Raw genomic sequence first — 18,020 nt, forward strand, 5'->3', positions numbered from 1 at the left:
CGACGACCTTCGGCGCAACAGGCCGGGGTCGCGACCCGGATCAAAATTCTCTACGGTGTATGACGTGACTGAGGTGCAGCCCAACGAGACGACCGTGCCGCTGCTCGGCTGCGTCGCGCCCGAGGAGACCCTCGCCTTCTGGCGCGCGCTCGGCTTCGCCGTGACGTACGAGCAGACCAGGCCCTACCTGTACCTGGCGGTGCGGTGGAGCGGCTTCGAGCTGCACTACTCGCGCGCCGCCGCCGGCGTCGACCCCGCACAGGAGCACACCGGCGGCTGCCTGGTCATGGTCGACGCGGTCGCGCCGTACCACGCGGCGTTCACCGCGGCGATGCGCGACGCGTACGGCAAGGTGCTCGTGCAGGGCCTGCCCCGCATCACCCGCTTCCGCCCCGGCGCGTCCCGCTTCACGGTCATGGACCCGTCCGGCAACTCGATCGTCTTCATCCAGCGCGACGAGCCGGCCGAGGTCGAGTACGGCGGATCCAAGCGCCTCCAGGGCCTGGCGAAGGTCCTGGACAACGCCCGCATCCTGCGCGAGTTCAAGCAGGACGACCTGGCCGCCTTCCGCGCCCTGAACTCGGGCCTGCGCCGCCACGGCGACACCGCCCCACCCCTCGAACAGGCGACCGCCCTCGCACAGCTCATCGAGCTGGCGACGGTGCTCGACGAGCCGGAGCGGGTGCCCGCCTGGGGCGAGCGGCTGCGGGGCCTCGCCCTCACCGCCGACGAGCGCCAGCAGGTCGAGGCGGCCGTCACCGAGCCCGCCCTGCTCGGCCCGTGGCTGCCCGGGTGACTCAGCCGAGGCGGTCCACGACGAGGGTGTGGATCGCCTCGAGGAGGTCGACCTCGCACTCGGAGTGGGCGGTCACCGTCACGGCGGCGCGGGCGTCCGGGCAGATGACGGCGTACTGGCCGTAGCGGCCGTCCATGCGGTACATGCCGGACCGGTCGAGCCAGACGCCGAGCCCGTAGCCGTATGTGAACCGCTCGCCCTCGGTGATGGCGCTGGTGTCGGCCGGGTCGGCGGTCATCCGGCGCAGGTACGCGGCCGGCAGCAGCCGGCGGTCCTGCCACACCCCGTCCTGCAGCAGCAGCCGCGCGAAGCGGGCCAGCTCGTGGGTGCGCAGGAACAGGTCGCTGGCGGCGAACGGGTACCCGAGCGGGCACGTGTGCCAGGCCGGGTTGTGCAGGTCGAGCGGGGCGAACAGCCGGGGCAGCAGATAGGCGCGCAGGTCGGCACCGGTGGTGCGGGCGATGACCCGGCCGATCGCGTACGGCCCGGAGTCCGTGTACGCGAACCGGGTGCCCGGCGCGGCGGCCAGCGGCGCGGCGACGATCTCGTGCAGCAGGTCGGCGGCGTCGACGCGCTGGTCGGCGAACCACTCGTGGCTGGTGCCGCTGGTCATCGTGAGCAGGTGGCGCAGCGTCACGTCCTCGACCCCGGGGGCCGCCAGCGGGCGCAGCTCGGGAAAGTGGTCCAGGAGCCGGTCCTCGACGGTGAGCCGGCCCTCCGCCTCGGCGAGCCCGAGCGCCACCGAGGTGAACGTCTTGGCCACCGAGTACAGGTTGACCCGGTCGTCGGAGCGCACCCGGCGCTCGACCGGCTCCTGCCCCTCCCGGTGCAGGTGGACCCCGTAGATGCCCAGGCCGCGCTCGCGATCGGCGCGGATGAAGTCGTCGAGCAGGTCGTCGCCCACCGCCGCATCGTACAGACCCCCGACCGCGATCCTCAGGTCGTGCTGATCGGCGCCAACCGTCACGACGTCACCGAACTCCCGCGCGGCTCCGCCTGGACGCCGACCTCGACGAAGGCGACGACTGGACCCTCGGCACCGACACCACCATCGTGCGTGCCCACCAGCACGCCGCCGGAGCCCGCCACCTACAACCCGTCGACCTACCCGACCGTTCAAAACCGTAGCGGCGACCATCCCCGGACCGGGCCGCCACGCGGCGGCGACGCCGGCCGCGGTCATGGCGAGCAGGTCGGCGTGCATCCTCGCCGCTTGACAGGCGACCGCGCACGGCGATGATGGCACGGTGGTCCGCGTGTACGTGCGCCCCGGCACCCGCTTCGAGAACGGCCGCCCGGTCGCCGGATGAACTGGGACACCGTGTACGGCTGCGACGGCACCTCGGGGCACGTGCCGGCCCTCCTGCGCGCCCTGGCCGGGCCGGACCCGGCGCCGGAGGCGTACTCGGCGCTGTTCGGGCACCTCTACCACCAGGGCGCCCGCTGGCAGGCCTCGGCCGTGGTGGTGCCGTTCCTGGTCGACCTGGTCGACGATCCGGCGACCCCGGACCGGGCGGCCCTGGCCGGCATGCTCGCCGCCGTGGCCGTCGGTGACCACCGCGACGACCAGCTGCCGTTCGACGTCGACGCCGCGTACCCGGACGCCGGCGCCATCACCGACGAGCAGGTCCGGCAGCTGAACCTGTTCCTCGCCGGCGAGTGGCCGGACGACGACCCCGCCGAGGAGTTCTTCTGGGACCGGTCGGGGCCGGACCGGTGGGCGCGCGACGCGTACCTGGCGCTGGCCGCCCGCGCGGCGACCGTCACCGGCTGGGTCGGCGACGCGGACGCCGGGCTGGCCGCCGTCGCCGCCGCCCTGCTGGCCTGGCTGCCACCGGCGCCGGACGCGGTCGCCGCGCTGCTGGCGGTCCCGGCGGGCCCGGCCCGGGCGAGCGCCAACCTGACCCTCGCCCACCTGCCGGCCGGCGGCGGACGGGTCGACGCGCGCCTCCGCGCGCTGCTGGACGACCCTGACGCGCGGGTGGCGCTCACCGCGGCGATCGCCCTGGCGTACCGGCACGGCCCCGCCACCCCTGAGCCGGCGCTGACCATGCTCGCCGAGGCCGCCGACCACGACCGCCCGCTCCCCGCCGACGTGCCCGGCTGGGACTTCCGGGCACTGCGTGGCTTCGTGGCGCTCGCCCTGACCCGCATCGGCTGGTGAGCACCGGTCACGCGGGGCGGGTCGCCCGGCCGTCCAGCCAGAGCGTTTCGGTGGCGTCGCGGTGCGTACCGGTGCCGCCGACGTGCTTCGACGGGATCTTCGGGCCGTGCTTGATGACGTGGACCAGGGCCATGGCGTGCCCGCGGCCCAGGTCGAAGTCCGCCTTCAGCCAGTCCACGATCGTGCCGGCCTTGACCGCCGGGGCGTCGTAGCCGCGCTCGGCCGCCAGCGCGAGCAGCTCCCGCGGGGTCCTGCCGGTCTTGGTCTCGATGTTGTCGAGGTACGCCTGGAACGACATGTCCGATCCTCTCGCCACCGGCACGCCCTCCGTGCCGCTCACTGACGCGTCGAACGGCCCGGTCCCGTTTCGACACGACCGCCGGAGACTTTTTCCGGGGCCGGCGGTCAGGTGTAGTAGCCGTCCACGGCGGCGCGGGCCTCCGGGTACAGGGCCGGGCCCTCCTGCGGCACCGGCGGGAACCCACCGGCCGGTTTGAGCGCGTCGAGCTGCGCCGCGGCCAGCGCGTAGACGACCCGGCCGAGGCCGGAGCGGTCGATGGCGCCGGTGCACATCCCGCAGGGCTGGCAGCTGGTGTACATGGTGACGCCGGCGGCCACGTCGGCGGGCAGGTTGCGGGCGGCCCAGCGGGCCAGCTTCAGCTCCGGATGGGCGCTGATGTCGCCGTCGGACAGCACGGTGTTGTGCTCCTCGGCGAGGATCGACCCGTCCGGCCCGGCCAGCAGCGACCCGAACGGCGCCTCGCCGGCCGCCCGCGCCTGCCCGGCCAGTTCGATCGCCCGGCGCAGCATCCGCTCGTCCTGCGGCGTGAGCGCCGCGCCGGCCATCAGGACACCGCCGGCAGCGCGATGGTGCCGCGGGCGACGACCAGCCCCGAGCCGCTCACCTGGACCCGCGTCCCGGCGACGGTCACCGTGATCCGGCTCGGCCGGCCCATCGAGTGGCCCTGCTCGACCACGACGGTGGCCTCGCCGGTCGCGTCCGGCGTGACGGCGCCGCCGGCGACCAGCTGCGCGGCGAGGGGTCCGGCGGCCGTGCCCGTCGCCGGGTCCTCCGCGATGCCCATGGCCGGGTTGAAGAACCGCGCGTAGGCGGTCGCCCCGGCATCGATGGTGTCGCCGGTGTACAGGTAGCAGCCCTCCCCGCCGACCTTCCGCAGCGCGACGGTGAGCCGTGCGGCGTCGGGGGCGGCCCGGTCCACGGCGGCGCGGTCGCGGACCGGCACGAGCAGGTGCCCGGCGCCGGTGTCCACCACCTGCGCGGGCCGGTCCGGCACGAGGTCGTCCTCCTTCAGGCCGAGCGCCTCGGCCAGGCCGGCCCGGTCGGTGACCACGGCGCCGAACGACGGCGGCGACTGCTCCATCGCCACGACGGTCCGGCCGCCCTCGTGGCGGACGTGGACCGGCAGCACGTCCTCGCCGATGTGCTGGGTGAACGTGGCGTCCTGCCCGGCCGGTCCGAGCCGGCCGGAGGAGGCGAGCCACAGCCAGGCGCCGAGCGCGTTGTGCCCGGCGCCGTACACCTCCTCCCCCGTCGGGGTGAAGGACCGCAGCCGGCGTGTGGCGCCCGGTACCGGCGAGGACTGGACGAACGTCGTCTCGGACTGGTTGAACTCGCGGGCGACGGCCCGCATCTGGGCGTCGGTGAGGCCGTCCGCGTCGGTCACCAGCGTCAGCGGCGCGCCGGTGAGGGGCGTCGAGGCGAACACGTCGACGTAGACGAAGTCGACACCGGGGAAGGTCAGGGTCTCGGTCACAGCACTGACGCTACGGCCGGCGGCGGCCGTGGTGGAGGCCGTTCGTGCGGTATCGCGGGCGTCGCGCCGCACAATCTGCGGTAGCCTGCCGCGATGACCGCACCCACCCCCGCGACCGCGCTCGACGAGGTGGACCGGCAGCTGCTCGCGGCGGTGCAGCGCGACGCCCGCGCGTCGCTGACCGCGCTCGCCGCCACGATCCACCTGGGGGTGTCCGCGACCCGGGCCCGGCTGCGCGGCCTGGAGGAGCGCGGCGTCATCACCGGTTACACCGCCCGGGTCGACCCGGTCGCGTGCGGGCTGCCGCTGCGGGCGGTCGTGCGGATGAAGGTGCACGGCGCGCTCTACGACAAGGTCGCCGCGGTCCTGGCCCGCGAGCCGCAGATCGTGCGGTGCGTGCGGGTCACCGGCGAGGCGTGCTACGTCGCGGAGATCCTCGCCGCCGACATGCCGGACCTGGCCCGCATCACCTCGGAGCTGGCCCTGGTCGGCTCCATCACCACCGACCTCGTCTACGAGGTGGTCGCCGACCGGGCCGTGCCGTCGCTGTTGCGTACGTCATAGTCAGGAAAGGAAGCGCCGGCGGTGGCGTTGCTGGCGACATGAGCCGACTCTTCACCCCGCTGACGCTGCGCGGCGTCACCTTCCCGAACCGGGTCTGGGCCGCGCCGATGTGCCAGTACTCGTCCGTCGACGGGCACCCGACCGACTGGCACCTCGTGCACCTGGGCGGCATCGCCCGCGGCGGCGCGGGGGCGGTGATCGCCGAGGCGACCGCGGTGCGCCCCGACGGCCGGATCTCCCCGCAGGACGCCGGCATCTGGTCCGACGAGCAGGCCGCCGACTACGCCCGGATCACCGCGTTCATCCGTGGCCAGGGTGCCGTGCCGGCGATCCAGCTGGCCCACGCCGGGCGCAAGGCCTCGACGTTCGCCCCGTGGCGCGGCCGCGGCAGCGTGCCGGTGGCCGAGGGCGGCTGGCCGACCGTCGCCCCGTCGCCGGTGCCGTTCGAGGGGTACGCCTCCCCGGCCGCGCTCAGCACCGACGAGATCTGGACGCTGGTGCAGGACTGGGGCGCCGCCGCCCGCCGGGCCGTCGCCGCCGGTTACGACCTCGTCGAGGTCCACGCCGCGCACGGGTACCTCATCCACGAGTTCCTGTCGCCGTTGTCGAACCTGCGCGCCGACGGGTACGGCGGCGACCTGCGCGGCCGTTCCCGGCTGCTGCTCGAGGTCGTGGACACCGTGCGGGCCGCCCTGCCCGACCACGTCGCGCTCGCCGTGCGGGTCAGCGCCACCGACTGGGTCGACGGCGGGCTCACCGTCGACGAGGTCGCCGACGTCGCGGCCGCGCTCGCCACGCACGGCGTGGACCTGGTCGACGTGTCCAGCGGCGGCAACAGCGCCGCCCAGCGGATCGCCCTGGGGCCCGGGTACCAGGTGCCGTTCGCCCACGCGGTCCGCGAGCGCAGCGGCCTGCCCGTCGCCGCGGTCGGCCTGATCACCGAGCCGGAGCAGGCGGAGAAGATCCTGCAGGAGGAGTCGGCCGACGTGATCCTGCTCGGCCGCGCCCTGCTGCGCGAGCCGAGCTGGCCGCAGCGCGCCGCGTTCGAGCTGGGCGACGACATCGCCTGGCCGCCGCAGTACCGGACCGCCCGCCCGAAGCCGGCGGTGGCCGCCGGCTGACCGATGTTAGGGTCAGATGCCCGTTCTGACCCTTACCCATCAGAGGTGCGCGTGTCGACGCTTCCGCTGTCCCCCGACGAGCTGCTGACCACCACGCGGTCGGTGCGCAAGCGCCTGGACCTGACCCGGCCGGTGCCCATGGAACTCATCCGCGAGTGCCTGGAGATCGCGCTGCAGGCGCCCTCGGGCTCCAACTCGCAGAGCTGGCACTGGATCGTGGTGACGGACGCGGCGCAGCGCCGGGCGATCGGCGAGGTGTACCGGCGGGCGTTCCGGGCGTACGCGGCGGCCGGCGGCCCGCGCCCGGACCGCTACGCCCACGACCCCGCCCGGCAGGCGACCCAGCAGCGGGTCGGGGAGAGCGCCGCGTGGCTCGGCGAGCGCATGGGTGACGTGCCGGTGCTGGTGCTCGCCTGCCGCCAGGTGGCGCAGCTGGACGCCGGCAACCAGGCCGACGTGTGGGGCTCGCTGCTGCCGGCGGCGTGGAGCTACATGCTCGCCGCCCGGGCCCGCCGCCTCGGCACCGCCTGGACCACCCTGCACCTCGACCATGAGGCCGAGGTCGCCGAGCTGCTCGGCATCCCCGACGACGTGCGGCAGGGGGTGCTCATCCCGACCGCCTACTACACCGGCGAGACGTTCCGGCCCGCCCCGCGCGAGCCGCTGGACACCGTGCTGCACCTGGACCGCTGGTAGCCCGGCAGGGCAGCGGTCCACGGCCGGCGGCGGATCGCTCGTCAGGGCAGCCGGCGGCGGCCGGCGAAGCCGAGGTCGGCGCGGTGGAACCAGGCGAGGTCCGGGTCACCCTCCAGCCAGCACAGCAGGACCGGCACCCCGTCGAGGTCGGCGGGGAAGTCCAGCAGCAGCGGGGCGAGCCCTTTGAGCTGGACACCGCCCTGCTGGACCTCGGTGACCAGCTCGTCGAGGCGGGCGGCGGACGCCTTCCACTCGGGCAGGCCGCCGAGCGTCGTCGGGGGCCCGCCGGGGGCGAGTGCGGCCGCCAGCTCGGCCGTGTCGGCGCGCACGGCGACGAGCTCGTCGAGCAGCGGTCGTAGCCGGGCGAGCTCGGCGCGCGCCGCCGCCAGTGTGTACAGACCCATGCGCCCCAGCGTGGCACCCCGCGCCGGGGGGCGATGCTCGAGGGTGCGTGGTCGTGGATGACGCGGCCGGCACATCGCCGCACCGGCCGTCGCCGGTCTGCGGCCGGCTCAGGCGCGCACCACGACCACCGGCCGGTCCGCCTTGTGCACCAGTGTGTCGGAGGTACTGCCCAGCAGCAGCTCGCTGAGCTTGCGGTGGCCGTGCGCGCCGACCACGATGCCCGGGCTGTGCCGCTCGCGGGCGACGCGCATCAGCGTCTCGGCGACGTCCGCGTCGTCGGCGACGGCGAGCCCCGTGGCGTCCAGGAAGCCGGCGTCGCGGGCGATGTTCGCCCCGGCGGCCGCGGTACGCTCGGCGGTCTCGCACAGCTCCTTGTCCACCTCGGCCGCGGTGCGCAGGTCCAGGATCGTCGGCGGCATCTCCAGCCCGATGACCGGCAGCGTCGAGGTGTCGAAGCGCCGCCCGGCCTCCCACACCGTCACGACGAGCGCCGGCTGCCGCCCGAGCAACGGCGCGGCGGCGCGCACCGCCCGCTGGGCGGCGGCGGAGCCGTCGAATCCGAAGATGACCGGTGCCCCTGTCGTCATCCTCCCCACCGTACCGACGGATCCACGACCGGCAGGATGAGCCGAGGGTGGCCGCGGGCTCAGCCCTCGAGCCACCGCCTGTCGCCACCGCGCGGGTCGGTGGCGGCGCGGGTGAGGTGGGTGGCGTCGGCGCGGCCCCGCCGGGCGAGGTCCGGCACGACGTCGGCGGCCAGGATCAGCGCGGCCCGCAGCCGCACCAGCGGCGGTCCCCCGTTCAGCAGGCGGTACCCGGCCCGCCGCAGCGCCGGGCGCCGGTCGGCGAGCAGCTGCCACGGCAGGTCCGCGGGCAGGCGGTCGGCGATCGGGCGCAGCGCGGTGGACGCCTCCCGGACCACCGCGGGCGCCGGGTCCCGCAGCAGCGGCGCGATCCGGTCGGGGGTCACCGCGCCGAGCCGCGCGACGCCCCGCACGGCGAGCGCGCGGACTGCCCGGTCGGGGTGCTCCAGCAGCGGCAGCAGCGGCACCGCGTCCTGCGCCGTCTCGGCGAACCCGGCGACCGCGCCGGGCGCGGGCGTGCCACCGGACACCGCGGCGCGGTAGTGCGCGGCCGCGTCGACGCCGGCCCGGCGGGCGCCTTCCCGCGCGGCGGCCCGCACCAGCGCGGCCGGGTCGTCGAGGTGCGCCGCGACGTCGCGGGCGAGGCCGAGCCGCAGCAGCCCGGCGAGCGCGGTCCCCCGCACGTCGGCGCGGGCGCCGCCGGCCAGGCGCCGCAGCACCGCGGTCCGGCCGCTCCACACCGCGTCACGGCAGGCGGCCTCGGCGGCCCGGATCCGGATCCACGGGTCGGGGTCCGCCTCGGCCACCGCGACGAGCTCGGCCGGGCCGAGCCGGCCCTGCGCGCGGGACAGGTCGAAGACCAGGCGCCGCTGCGCGGTGGACCCGTCCGCGGCCAGCGCGTCGCGGGTCGCCGGCGGCGCGGCGAGGATCGCGGCGACGAGCTGGTGCATGACGAAGCCGGCGCGGCGGCGGTCCTGGGTCCGCAGCGCGACGGGCAGCATCACCGGCAGGTACGTCGCGGCGTCGTGCCCGAGCAGCACGGCCACGGCGAGGCCGGCCTGGTCGCGGACCGGCCGGACCCAGTCGGCGGCGCGCAGCACCAGCAGCGGCGCCAGCTCGGGGTCGGGCCGCTCCGGCATCGCCCGCAGGGCCCGCTCCCGGACCCGTCCGTCGCGGTGCATCGAGGCGAGCGCCACCGCGACCGGCCCGGCGGCCGCGGTGTCGAGGTCGGCCGCCATCGCCCACAGCACCGCCGCCGCGGCGACCGACCGGCGCGCGTGGGCGTCGAGCGTGACGAGCGCCGCGGGGTCTGCGGTGAGGATCCGCAGCGCGGCCAGGTCGCGCCCGCGGTCCCGCCCGGCGGCGACACCGGCCAGGACGGTCAGCAGCCGGTCGGCCGCGGCGACGCCACCGCGCGGCAGGTCCGCGACCGCCCGCCGCACGGCGAGTTCGGCCGGGCTGCTCCGCCGCCACCATCCGCGTCCCACCGCGCCATGGTGCCCCGCCGGACTGCGGCGCCGCCGGCAATTACCGCCCGCGTCAGGGTCACCAGGGGACCGGGCCGTCGTCGTCGTGGAACCCGCCACTCGAGGCGTCGTCGCCGAGCAGGGCCAGGCGGACCACGACGGTGGCGCCCTGGGCGGGGGTGCGCGGGCCGGTGTGCCCGTTGAGGTCGGTCGCGCAGTATCCGGGATCGGCCGAGTTCACGGTGATGCCGGCCTCGCGCAGGTCGGCGGCGTAGGCGACGGTCAGGCCGTTGAGCGCGGCCTTCGAGGCGCTGTACGCCATCATCGGGATCCCGCTGTCCGGTGCGGCCAGCCGGGTCAGCGAGCCCATCGAGCTGGACACGTTCACGATCCGGCCGGCCCGGCTGCGGCGCAGCAGGGGCAGCATCGCGTTGGTCACCGCCACCACACCGAACACGTTCGTCTCGAACGCCAGGCGCACGTCGTCCACGGACAGGTCGGCGGGGCGGGCCCAGCCGACGAGGATCCCCGCGTTGTTGACGAGGACGTCGAGCCGCCCGTGGTCCTCCTCGACCCGCCGTGCCGCCGCGGCGACCGAGGCCGGGTCGGTGACGTCGAGTTGCAGCTCATGCACCGTCAGCCCTTCGTCGCGCAGTGTCCCGGCCGCGGCGGCGCCCCGGCCGGGGTCGCGCGCCCCGATCAGCACCGTCGCCCCGGCCCGGCCGAGCAGCCGGGCCACCTCCAGCCCGATGCCCTTGTTCGCGCCGGTCACCAGCGCGATCGTCGTGTCGTCCATGCCGCCAGCCTGCGGCCGCGGCGGCGCCGCGAGGAGAGCACGGCCGCAGCCCCGGACCGGCCGGTCCCTGGATGGGCCGGCCCGCGGCGGGCACGATGTGCGGGTGGACCGCCGACAACTCGCCGACTTCCTGCGCGCGCGGCGCGAACGGGTCCGGCCCGTGGACGCCGGCCTCGCGCCGGGCCCGCGCCGCCGCACGCCCGGCCTGCGCCGCGAGGAGGTGGCGCAGCTCGCCGGGATCTCCGTCGACTACTACACCCGGCTCGAGCAGGCCCGCGGGCCACGGCCGTCGCGGCAGGTGCTGACCGCGCTGGCGCGGGCGATGCGGCTGACCGACAGCGAACGCGAGCACCTGTTCCAGCTCGTCGGCGCCCGCGACGACCCGCCGGCCGGCCCGCCGCGGGACGTGCCGACCGGCATCCTGCACCTCATCGACCGGCTCGACGACACGCCCGCGTTCGTCATCGACGCCGTGTACAACCTGCTCGCGTGGAACCGGATGGCGACCGCGCTGCTCATCGACCCCACCGTGTGGCCGGTGGCGGACCGCAACCTGATCTGGCAGCTGTTCAGCAGCCCGTACACCGACTTCGACGACCCGCAGATCGACGAGCACGCCCGCCTCTGCCTCGCCGACCTGCGCCGGGCCGTGACCAGGTACCCGGACGACCCGGGGGTCGCGGCCCTCGTCGCGCGGCTGCACGCGACCGGTCCCGGCTTCGTGCGGCGCTGGGTCGACTACCCGGTCGACCCGCCCCGGTCCACGTCGACGAAGCGGATCCCGCACCCGGTCGTCGGCGAGCTGGAGCTGGACTGCCAGACCCTGCACATCACCGAACGCGACCAGCGGCTGGTGCTCTACACCGCGGCCCCGGGCAGCCGCTCGCAGGAAGGGCTGCGGCTGCTGTCGGTGGTCGGCACGCAACGGTTCTGAGCGGCGCCGGCGGTAGTCTGCGCAACTGTGCCCGACGAGACGCTGCTGCTGCTGGCCGAGCACCCGGCGCTGCCCGCCGCCGACATCGACGCGCTCGTCGTGGCCGGGGACCCGCGGCTGCTGCCGGTGCTCGCCCGGCGGCCGGACCTGACGGCGGCGCACGTGGACGCCCTCACCGGCACCGGGGACCGGGCCACCTTCCTGGCCCTGGTCGAGGCGGGGCGGGTGCCGCCGCTCGCGGTGCCGCGCGACGACCCCGACGCGATGCTCGCCGGCCTCGACCGCGCCGACGCGCCCGGCGAGTGGCTGCGGCTGCTCGCCTCGTGGCCGGAGCCGCCGGTACGCCGCCGCCTCGCCGCCCTCGCGATGGACCGGCCGGACGTGGCCCGCGCCGTGGCCGGCGACCCGGACTGCTCGGTCGCCGCGGCCGCCGTCCCGTGGTGGGGGTGCCGCCGGACGTCGTGCGGTCCCTGGCCGCCCGGCCGGAGGCGTGCGTGCGGATCGCGCTCGCCGCGCGGCACGACGCGCCGGCCGACCTCCTCGCCGACCTGATCACCACCGGCGGGAGCCCCGAGCCGCGCGGCTGCCCGCACCGGCCGGACCCGGCGGCCGCGCTGCGGCAGGTCCGGCTCGCCGCCGCCGGCAACCACGGCACACCGGCCGCGGCGGTCGCGCCGTTCACCGCCGCGCCGGACATCTCCCTGGCCCGGGTGCTCGCCACCCGGCGCGACCTGCCGCCCGGCACCTACGAGCGGCTCGTGGCGCTCGGCGACCACCGCGTGACGGCCGCCGTCGCGCTCAACCCGGCGGCCCCGGACGACCTGCTGTGCCGCCTGTACGACGCGGGCGACGCCGCCTGGCGGACCAACGTCCTGGCCAACTGGCGCACCCCGCTGGACGTGCTGGTGCGGCACAGCCGCGCCGGGGCCGGCTGGGTCGCCACCGACCGCCATCCTGACGTCGACGGCCTGCGGGCCCTCGCCGCCGACCCCGACCCGAAGGTCCGGCTCGTCGCCGCCGCCAGCCACATCCTGCCCGGGGACCTGCGGGCGGCGCTGACCGACGACCCGGACCTCGACGTCGTGCGCCGCGCGATCGGCAACAGCGGCGTGCCCGCCGACCAGGTCCGCCGGGCCGCCGAGCGGTGGGGGCCGGCGCTGTTCCAGACGCTGGCCGCCCACCCGTCGGCGCCGCCGGAGCTGCTGCTGGCCATCGCCACCCACCCGGACAGCCCGGCCGGCGCGGTCGAGGACGTCGCGTGGCAGGAGACCGCGCCCCCCGCCGCGCTCGAGGCGTGCCTGCGGCTGCCGTCAGCGGCGCCGTTGCTGGCCGGCAACCCGTCGACGCCGCCCGCGATCCTGGCCGGGCTCACCACCCACCCGGACCCGCAGGTCCGCACGGAGCTGGCGCGCAACCCGGCGCTGCCCGCGGGCGCCGTCCACGACCTGTTCGTCGCGCTCACTCACCCCCGGACCGTCTTGACCGACAGCCTCGGATCCGCGGCGATCGACGTCTCCGAGTAGCGGCAGTCGCGCAGCTGCTTGCGGGAGTACAGCAGCGTCTGGTCGGCGTAGTACGGCGAGGCCGGATCCGCGGACTCGCCGAAGGTGAGGACGCACCGCGCCGACGGGCCCGAGGACGTGTACGCGAGGGTCAGCAGGAAGCTGGTGCCGTAGTTCACCACGTAGCCGCGGTCGGTCAGGTCGCTGCCGGGCACGAACGTCCCCGGGTCCATGAACGGCTCCCGGGACGAGCCGGGGAACGGTTCGTACTGCGCCATGTTGGCGATGCCGACGAGCTCCGTCGAGCCGGGCACCGGGATGCGCTGGCCGGCCTTCACCGTGTACTGCACCGACTGCAGCGCCACGTTCAGCGGCAGGCCGACCGCCCGCATCCGCAGCATCGCCCGGGCCAGGCCGGTGAGCAGCGGCGCCGGGTCGGCGGGCGCGCCGCGCGGGGTGCGGCCCGGGTCCGCCGGGTTGAACGCCACGCCGAACAGCGGGCCGGCCACGGTGAGCGCGTCGGGGTACTGCGCGAGCACCGCCCCGATCGTCTCCCGCCACAGCACCGCGCCACGGCTGGGCAGCTCGAACAGCCGGTCCCAGCCGGCCAGCGCGGTGCAGCCGGCGCTGATGTCGACGGGCGTGCCGTCGACGTCCACCGGCCGGGTGCCCTGCGCGCGGCAGGCCGAGACGACGTACCCGGCCAGCTCCGCGGCGGTCAGCGAGTCGCCGGACAGGATCGCGGTGCCGAGGCCGGTCAGGTCGAACTTCGCGGTGCCGTTGATCAGCCGCAGGTTCTGCCGGGAGCGTGCCGACAGCGGCGTACCCTCGAGGCCCTGCAACGGTGAGAACCCGGTCAGGAACCGGTTCTGGTTCGGCACCCAGTGGCTGTCGTTGGCGTTGAACACGTAGTCGCGGCGCTGCAGCTGCGGCTGCTGGGCGAACGGGATCAGCCCGGGCGAGCGCGCCCCCGGCTGCACCACCCACGCGTTGGCGCTGTCGCTGCCGTTGAGCGCGCCGAGCGGGTGCGCCGCCCATTCCGCGATCGACGCGGCGGACAGGTTCGGCGTCGGCGACGAGTCCGTGTACCAGGCGTTGCCGGCGGAGTCGGTCGCGATCGTGTTCACCCACGGGATGCCCTGGTCCCGGCCGATCGACGCGCGCAGGCCCGACACGTCCGTGGCGCGGGCCATGTTGAGCCACACCCGCAGCAGCCGGTCGTTGTCGATGTTGGCGTCGCGGTACGTGTACGCCGTCTCGGTGCCCCAGCCGAACGCCGGGTCGATGGCGGACAGGTCCAGCACCGGGCCGTACCGGGTCGACCACATGGTGCGGGTGACGGGCTGCAGCACGCCGCCCTGGTTGACCTGGATCGTCACCTGCTTGGCGGTCATCGGCTCGGGCCGGCCGTCGACCAGGTACGTGGTCGGCGCGCCGGGGACCAGGTCGACGGAGTAGAACGTGAACCGCGACCCCTCCGCGATCGTGTGCGTCCAGGCGACCTTGTCCGTGAACCCGATCTGCACACCGGGCAGGCCGCCGAGGCTGGCGCCGTACACGTTGAGGTTGCCGGGCACGGTCAGCTGCGACTCCCAGAAGCGCAGCTCGCCCTCCCACGGGAAGTGCGGGTTGCCGACGAGCATGCCCCGCCCGGTCTGGGACTTGTCGGCGCCGAGCGCCCACCCGTTGCTGGACAGGGCCCGCTGCTCCTGCAGCCCCCGCAGTCCGTCGGTGGTGACGGCGGCGCCGATCGGCAGCGCGCCCTGCGCGCCCGACGGCGGCGCGGCCATGGCGATCGGGGCGAGCAGGGCGTCGCCGCTGGCGAGGATCGCGATGTTGCGCTGGTACGCCAGGACGTCGACCGCGGTGATCGGCCCGATCCACGGCTGGCCGGCGCACCAGCCCGGTACGCGGGCCGCGCCGGTGGCCGCGAGGAACGCGTTGTAGCCGCGCACGTAGCCGTTGAGGACGTCGCGCTCCTCCGGCTGCAGCCGGGTCAACTGGTCGCGGGCGCGGTCGACCAGGCCGAGGGACTGGTAGGCGAAGTCGGTGGCCAGGTTGACGCCGTCGGGCCCGGGGCCGAACCACCGGGACCGTTCGCTGCGGACCTTGACGATCTGGTCGGCGAGGTCGCAGAAGCGGTCCTCTGCGTACGCCCACGCCTGCCCGAACGCGGCGCTGCCGACGCTGGACGCCAGCACGTGCGGCACCCCGTAGCTGGTGCGCCTGATCACGGCGGCGTAGCCACCGGAGGCGACGGCGTCACCGTCCTGCGCGTGCGCCGGCGCTCCGGCGACCATGGGCGTGAGCAGGGCGGCTGCGGATAAGACTGTGACGATCCGACGGACGCGAGGCACGGCTCCTCCGAAGTGACGCAGCGGGACTGATGGCGGTTCGAATCCTTGGTCGCATTCACCATGTGCAGGAAGACGCTGTTCGATGACCTGTTCGGCTGTGACGCATCGACGGGCGCGACGCCGTGAGGTCACCATATTGCACTCAGTGACCTTTGTACTACCGTCAATGCACCATCAATCGAGATTCATAGATCAACTTGCGCGCCGCCCAGCCTCAGGACGAACCGCGTGCCACGGCCGGCGCCCACCGGCCGGGGCCTACCGCCGCTCAGTCGTCGAGGTCGACGCCCTTGGCCTGCGCGAGGGCAACGATCTTCCGGGCCTGCCCGGCGTCGCTCGCCACGGCGGCGATCAGCTTGCCCAGCGCCTCCAGCGCGGCCCGGTCGGTGCCGTACGCGCAGAACATGCCGGCCTCGGGGTCGTAGGAGAACCGGCCCTCCAGCGCCGGCGCCTCCGTGCTGACCAGCAGCCGCGCGACCGCCGCCCAGAAGTACCCGCTGGGCTCGTGCCCGAGATCCTCCACGACGGCGTCGACGTCGGTCGTCCCCGCGTTGAGCAGCAGCGAGTACTTGCCCGGCGACGTCTCGATGAGCTTCGGTGCGGTCATGCACGGCAGCTTGGCAGCCGCCGTGCCCCGACGCCAAATCGCCCGGGTCCCAGACCGGTCCCAGACCGGTTCCTGACCGGTCTCAGAGCAGCTCGGCGAGCATGGCGGCGGCGCGGGCGGCGCCGTCGGCGGGCACGGGACGGTACGTGACGGGGCGGTCGATCTCCTCGGCGATCGCCGTGGCGAGCGTGTCCGGGGTCAGCGTGTCGTAGTCCATCCGGCGGCCGGCGCCGTGCCGGCGCAGCCGGTAGGTGACGTGGAACTGCTGCTCGAAGTGGTGGCGCAGCGGCACGTAGATGAACGGGCGGCCGGCCGCGGTCAGCTCCATGCAGGTGGTCAGGCCGCCCTGGACCACGGCGAGGTCGCAGGCGGCGAGGTGGCGGTCCAGCGACGGCACGTACGGCAGCACCTCCAGCCCTGCCGCGGCCCGCACCGTCGACGGGTCGATGCGCGGGCCCGCGACCAGGATCATCCGCAGGCCGGGGACCCGCCGGGCGGCCTCGGGGAAGGCGGCGGCCACGAGCCGCAGCAGGTGGCCGCCGACGCCCGACCCGCCGACGGTGACGACGCAGACGCGCTCGTCGTCGTGGTACCCGAGCGAGGCGCGCAACGCGGCCCGCGCGGCCGGGTCGGTGCCGGTGGTGCCCGTCGCGCCGGTCACGTAGCCGGCGAAGTCGTAGTGCTCGACGGTCCAGTCGCGGATGCGGGGCAGGTCGGGCCCGAACGGCTCGTCCACCACGTCCTCGGGGTCGCCGACGAAGATCGACCGGTCGCGCAGCCGCGGGTACCGGGCGATGTGGCCGATCATCTCGGCGTTGTAGTCGGCGGCGACCAGCGCCTCCCGCTCGCCGCCGTCCGGCATGGGCAGGAACCCGACGAAGTCGGTGAGCCAGGCGTACGCCGAGCGCTTCAGCTCCGGGTTCTCGTGCAGGAAGTGGTCGACGTCCCAGGCCTCGTCGCCGACGACGAGGTCGTAGCGCTCGTGCGTGAGCAGGTCGTGGAAGACCATGAAGTTGGCGACGAGGATCTCGTCCATGCGCCGCAGCGCCTCGAAACAGTGCAGGTCGTGCTCGCCGGACTCGCTCTCCACGTGCGCGGACTCGTTGGCCAGCAGAGCGCTCGCGGGGTGGACCCGCTCGCCGGCGCCGGCGAGCATGCGGGTGACGGGGTCCTGGGTGAGCCAGTCGATCTGGACGTCTGGCCGCAGCTCGCGCAGCCCGGCGGCGATGGCCAGGTCGCGGCGCGCGTGGCCGAGGCCGATCGGGGACGACAGGTAGAGCACCCGCCGCGGCCCGGACTGCCAACGCCGCCACACCCGGCGCGCCGGCCCCGGCGGGCGGAACCGCTCGGCGAAGCCGCGCACCAGCAGGTTGACCTGGACCGGGTCGCGGGCGATCGGGATGTGCCCGCCGCCGTCGATGACGACCAGCTCGCCGCCGGTGAGCGCGGCGAGCGCCTCGCTGCGCTCCAGCGGCACGACCCGGTCGGCGCTGCCGTGCAGGATCAGCAGCGGGCCGGCGATCCGGGCGCACCACGCCTCGAGCGCGTCGCGGCCGGGCCGGTCGGCCTGGCTCTCGACGTCCAGGACGGCGCCGGTGGTCTGCCGGGCCCAGCCGACGCCGTCCTCGATCTGCTTCGTCGAGTGCGGCTCGGTGAAGCACTGGCCCATGAAGAACCAGGCGAAGTCCTCGGCGTGGGTGTGCCAGTAGCGGCGGTTGTACTTGCGCCAGTGGCTCGCCGGGTCGGTGCCGAGCCGCGGCACGGCGGACGGCGGCAGGTCCGGTGCGGGCTGGTCGTCGAGCCCGCCGGAGGCGGCCCGGGCCTGGCTCGGCGGGGTGAGCGCGATCGAGGCGCCGATCGCGACCGTGCCGTGCACCCTGGTGGGGTGCTCGGCGGCGAGCTCGAGCGCCCAGTTGACGGCGCGCGACAGCGCGACGAGCACGGCGCGGTCGGTGCCGGTCGCGTCGAGCACCGCGAGGGCGTAGGCCACCTGGGCGGCCTGCCCGTACGACCGCGGCGTCAGCGGCCGGTCGGAGCGGCCGTTGCCGGGGCCGTCGTAGGTGACCACCCGGAAGTGCCGGGCCAGGTACGGCAGCTGCAGCTTCCAGATCCGCTTGGGCACGAGCGTCCACGTCGGCAGCAGCAGGATCGTGGGGCCGCCCTCCCCGTGCACCTCGTAGTGGATCTTCACGCCGTCGTGCTCGACCCAGCCCTCGGCGTCGGCCTGTCGCGCGCGCATCGCCCTGGCCCTCC

General features: G+C 75.5%; 19 protein-coding genes. 8 read left to right on the forward strand and 11 right to left on the reverse strand.

The window, feature by feature from the left end:
- The first annotated feature begins 64 nt into the window (after positions 1 to 64).
- On the forward strand, positions 65 to 796 hold the full coding sequence (locus tag OP18_RS22515) for a VOC family protein (RefSeq protein WP_033360938.1): 732 nt from the start codon (positions 65 to 67) through the stop codon (positions 794 to 796).
- A 1-nt stretch (position 797) separates the two neighbouring features.
- Here the strand turns inward: OP18_RS22515 and OP18_RS22520 are convergent, their stop codons facing one another.
- Positions 798 to 1,700, reverse strand: coding sequence for a serine hydrolase domain-containing protein (locus OP18_RS22520; protein WP_033361031.1), 903 nt, complete (start codon positions 1,698 to 1,700; stop codon positions 798 to 800).
- A gap of 402 nt (positions 1,701 to 2,102) precedes the next feature.
- On the opposite strand from OP18_RS22520, the gene OP18_RS22525 reads away from it, so the two are divergent.
- On the forward strand, positions 2,103 to 2,960 hold the full coding sequence (locus OP18_RS22525) for a hypothetical protein (RefSeq protein ID WP_033360939.1): 858 nt from the start codon (positions 2,103 to 2,105) through the stop codon (positions 2,958 to 2,960).
- Between the two features lie 7 nt (positions 2,961 to 2,967).
- On the opposite strand, the gene OP18_RS22530 is transcribed toward OP18_RS22525, so the two are convergent.
- The 3 genes from OP18_RS22530 to OP18_RS22540 all read right to left on the reverse strand — a co-directional run bounded on the left by OP18_RS22530 (position 2,968) and on the right by OP18_RS22540 (position 4,735).
- Positions 2,968 to 3,258 (reverse strand): DUF4287 domain-containing protein, encoded by a 291-nt coding sequence (locus tag OP18_RS22530; protein WP_033360940.1) that lies wholly within the window; start codon positions 3,256 to 3,258, stop codon positions 2,968 to 2,970.
- A 107-nt stretch (positions 3,259 to 3,365) separates the two neighbouring features.
- The gene (locus OP18_RS22535) at positions 3,366 to 3,806 is read right to left on the reverse strand and encodes a nucleoside deaminase (protein ID WP_033360941.1); all 441 of its coding nucleotides are present in this window, start codon (positions 3,804 to 3,806) and stop codon (positions 3,366 to 3,368) included.
- A complete protein-coding gene (locus tag OP18_RS22540) occupies positions 3,806 to 4,735 on the reverse strand; it encodes a PhzF family phenazine biosynthesis protein (RefSeq protein WP_211273636.1) in 930 nt (309 codons plus the stop codon). Before OP18_RS22540 ends, OP18_RS22535 begins: the two co-directional genes overlap by 1 nt.
- A 93-nt stretch (positions 4,736 to 4,828) precedes the next feature.
- Here OP18_RS22540 and OP18_RS22545 point away from each other — a divergent pair, with 93 nt between their 5' ends.
- From OP18_RS22545 to OP18_RS22555, 3 genes are read left to right on the forward strand one after another with little or no spacing between them, the layout of a single operon-like run.
- Positions 4,829 to 5,299, forward strand: a complete 471-nt coding sequence (locus OP18_RS22545; RefSeq protein ID WP_033360942.1) for an Lrp/AsnC family transcriptional regulator — start codon at positions 4,829 to 4,831, stop codon at positions 5,297 to 5,299.
- Positions 5,300 to 5,337: 38 nt separating this feature from the next.
- Positions 5,338 to 6,420 carry an NADH:flavin oxidoreductase/NADH oxidase gene (locus OP18_RS22550; RefSeq protein ID WP_033360943.1) on the forward strand — a complete coding sequence of 361 codons (1,083 nt, stop codon included), beginning with the start codon at positions 5,338 to 5,340 and terminating at the stop codon, positions 6,418 to 6,420.
- Positions 6,421 to 6,471: 51 nt separating this feature from the next.
- Complete coding sequence (locus OP18_RS22555; RefSeq protein ID WP_245635495.1) at positions 6,472 to 7,116, forward strand: nitroreductase family protein; 645 nt, start codon at positions 6,472 to 6,474, stop codon at positions 7,114 to 7,116.
- A 41-nt stretch (positions 7,117 to 7,157) separates the two neighbouring features.
- Here the strand turns inward: OP18_RS22555 and OP18_RS22560 are convergent, their stop codons facing one another.
- From OP18_RS22560 to OP18_RS22575, 4 genes are all read right to left on the reverse strand, one after another.
- Positions 7,158 to 7,520: a DUF2203 domain-containing protein gene (locus OP18_RS22560; RefSeq protein WP_033360944.1), complete on the reverse strand. Its 363-nt coding sequence runs from the start codon at positions 7,518 to 7,520 to the stop codon at positions 7,158 to 7,160.
- Between the two features lie 108 nt (positions 7,521 to 7,628).
- Positions 7,629 to 8,108: a universal stress protein gene (locus OP18_RS22565; RefSeq protein ID WP_033360945.1), complete on the reverse strand. Its 480-nt coding sequence runs from the start codon at positions 8,106 to 8,108 to the stop codon at positions 7,629 to 7,631.
- Positions 8,109 to 8,167: 59 nt separating this feature from the next.
- Complete coding sequence (locus tag OP18_RS22570) at positions 8,168 to 9,592, reverse strand: hypothetical protein (RefSeq protein WP_156089699.1); 1,425 nt, start codon at positions 9,590 to 9,592, stop codon at positions 8,168 to 8,170.
- Between the two features lie 58 nt (positions 9,593 to 9,650).
- On the reverse strand, positions 9,651 to 10,367 hold the full coding sequence (locus OP18_RS22575; protein WP_033360946.1) for an SDR family oxidoreductase: 717 nt from the start codon (positions 10,365 to 10,367) through the stop codon (positions 9,651 to 9,653).
- Between the two features lie 103 nt (positions 10,368 to 10,470).
- On the opposite strand from OP18_RS22575, the gene OP18_RS22580 reads away from it, so the two are divergent.
- Genes OP18_RS22580 through OP18_RS22590 form a run of 3 tightly spaced genes read left to right on the forward strand, consistent with a single transcriptional unit; the run spans position 10,471 to position 12,824 of the window.
- Positions 10,471 to 11,301, forward strand: a complete 831-nt coding sequence (locus tag OP18_RS22580) for a helix-turn-helix transcriptional regulator (RefSeq protein ID WP_033360947.1) — start codon at positions 10,471 to 10,473, stop codon at positions 11,299 to 11,301.
- Positions 11,302 to 11,328: 27 nt separating this feature from the next.
- The gene (locus tag OP18_RS22585) at positions 11,329 to 11,853 is read left to right on the forward strand and encodes a hypothetical protein (RefSeq protein ID WP_033360948.1); all 525 of its coding nucleotides are present in this window, start codon (positions 11,329 to 11,331) and stop codon (positions 11,851 to 11,853) included.
- On the forward strand, positions 11,796 to 12,824 hold the full coding sequence (locus OP18_RS22590) for a hypothetical protein (protein WP_156089700.1): 1,029 nt from the start codon (positions 11,796 to 11,798) through the stop codon (positions 12,822 to 12,824). The genes OP18_RS22585 and OP18_RS22590 overlap by 58 nt, the downstream gene beginning before the upstream one ends.
- Here the strand turns inward: OP18_RS22590 and OP18_RS22595 are convergent.
- The 3 genes from OP18_RS22595 to OP18_RS22605 form a co-directional block, all read right to left on the reverse strand.
- Entirely contained in the window at positions 12,764 to 15,103 is a 2,340-nt protein-coding gene (locus tag OP18_RS22595; RefSeq protein WP_033360950.1) for a penicillin acylase family protein, read from the reverse strand. The two genes, OP18_RS22590 and OP18_RS22595, sit on opposite strands and share 61 nt — an antisense overlap.
- Positions 15,104 to 15,428: 325 nt before the next feature.
- The gene (locus tag OP18_RS22600) at positions 15,429 to 15,767 is read right to left on the reverse strand and encodes an Imm51 family immunity protein (RefSeq protein WP_033360951.1); all 339 of its coding nucleotides are present in this window, start codon (positions 15,765 to 15,767) and stop codon (positions 15,429 to 15,431) included.
- Positions 15,768 to 15,849: 82 nt separating this feature from the next.
- Entirely contained in the window at positions 15,850 to 18,006 is a 2,157-nt protein-coding gene (locus OP18_RS22605; protein ID WP_033360952.1) for an alpha/beta fold hydrolase, read from the reverse strand.
- Between the last annotated feature and the right edge of the window lie 14 nt (positions 18,007 to 18,020).

The sequence above is a fragment of the Dactylosporangium aurantiacum genome, from assembly GCF_000716715.1.
Lineage (GTDB): Bacteria > Actinomycetota > Actinomycetes > Mycobacteriales > Micromonosporaceae > Dactylosporangium > Dactylosporangium aurantiacum.

Coding starts and splice junctions, on each gene's coding strand:
- OP18_RS22605 (WP_033360952.1), bottom strand. CDS start 18,006: ATGCGCGCGCGACAGGCCGACGCCGAGGGCTGGGTCGAGCACGACGGC.
- OP18_RS22560 (WP_033360944.1), bottom strand. CDS start 7,520: ATGGGTCTGTACACACTGGCGGCGGCGCGCGCCGAGCTCGCCCGGCTA.
- OP18_RS22600 (WP_033360951.1), bottom strand. CDS start 15,767: ATGACCGCACCGAAGCTCATCGAGACGTCGCCGGGCAAGTACTCGCTG.
- OP18_RS22525 (WP_033360939.1), top strand. CDS start 2,103: ATGAACTGGGACACCGTGTACGGCTGCGACGGCACCTCGGGGCACGTG.
- OP18_RS22575 (WP_033360946.1), bottom strand. CDS start 10,367: ATGGACGACACGACGATCGCGCTGGTGACCGGCGCGAACAAGGGCATC.
- OP18_RS22550 (WP_033360943.1), top strand. CDS start 5,338: ATGAGCCGACTCTTCACCCCGCTGACGCTGCGCGGCGTCACCTTCCCG.
- OP18_RS22545 (WP_033360942.1), top strand. CDS start 4,829: ATGACCGCACCCACCCCCGCGACCGCGCTCGACGAGGTGGACCGGCAG.
- OP18_RS22565 (WP_033360945.1), bottom strand. CDS start 8,108: ATGACGACAGGGGCACCGGTCATCTTCGGATTCGACGGCTCCGCCGCC.
- OP18_RS22535 (WP_033360941.1), bottom strand. CDS start 3,806: ATGGCCGGCGCGGCGCTCACGCCGCAGGACGAGCGGATGCTGCGCCGG.
- OP18_RS22595 (WP_033360950.1), bottom strand. CDS start 15,103: ATGGTCGCCGGAGCGCCGGCGCACGCGCAGGACGGTGACGCCGTCGCC.
- OP18_RS22530 (WP_033360940.1), bottom strand. CDS start 3,258: ATGTCGTTCCAGGCGTACCTCGACAACATCGAGACCAAGACCGGCAGG.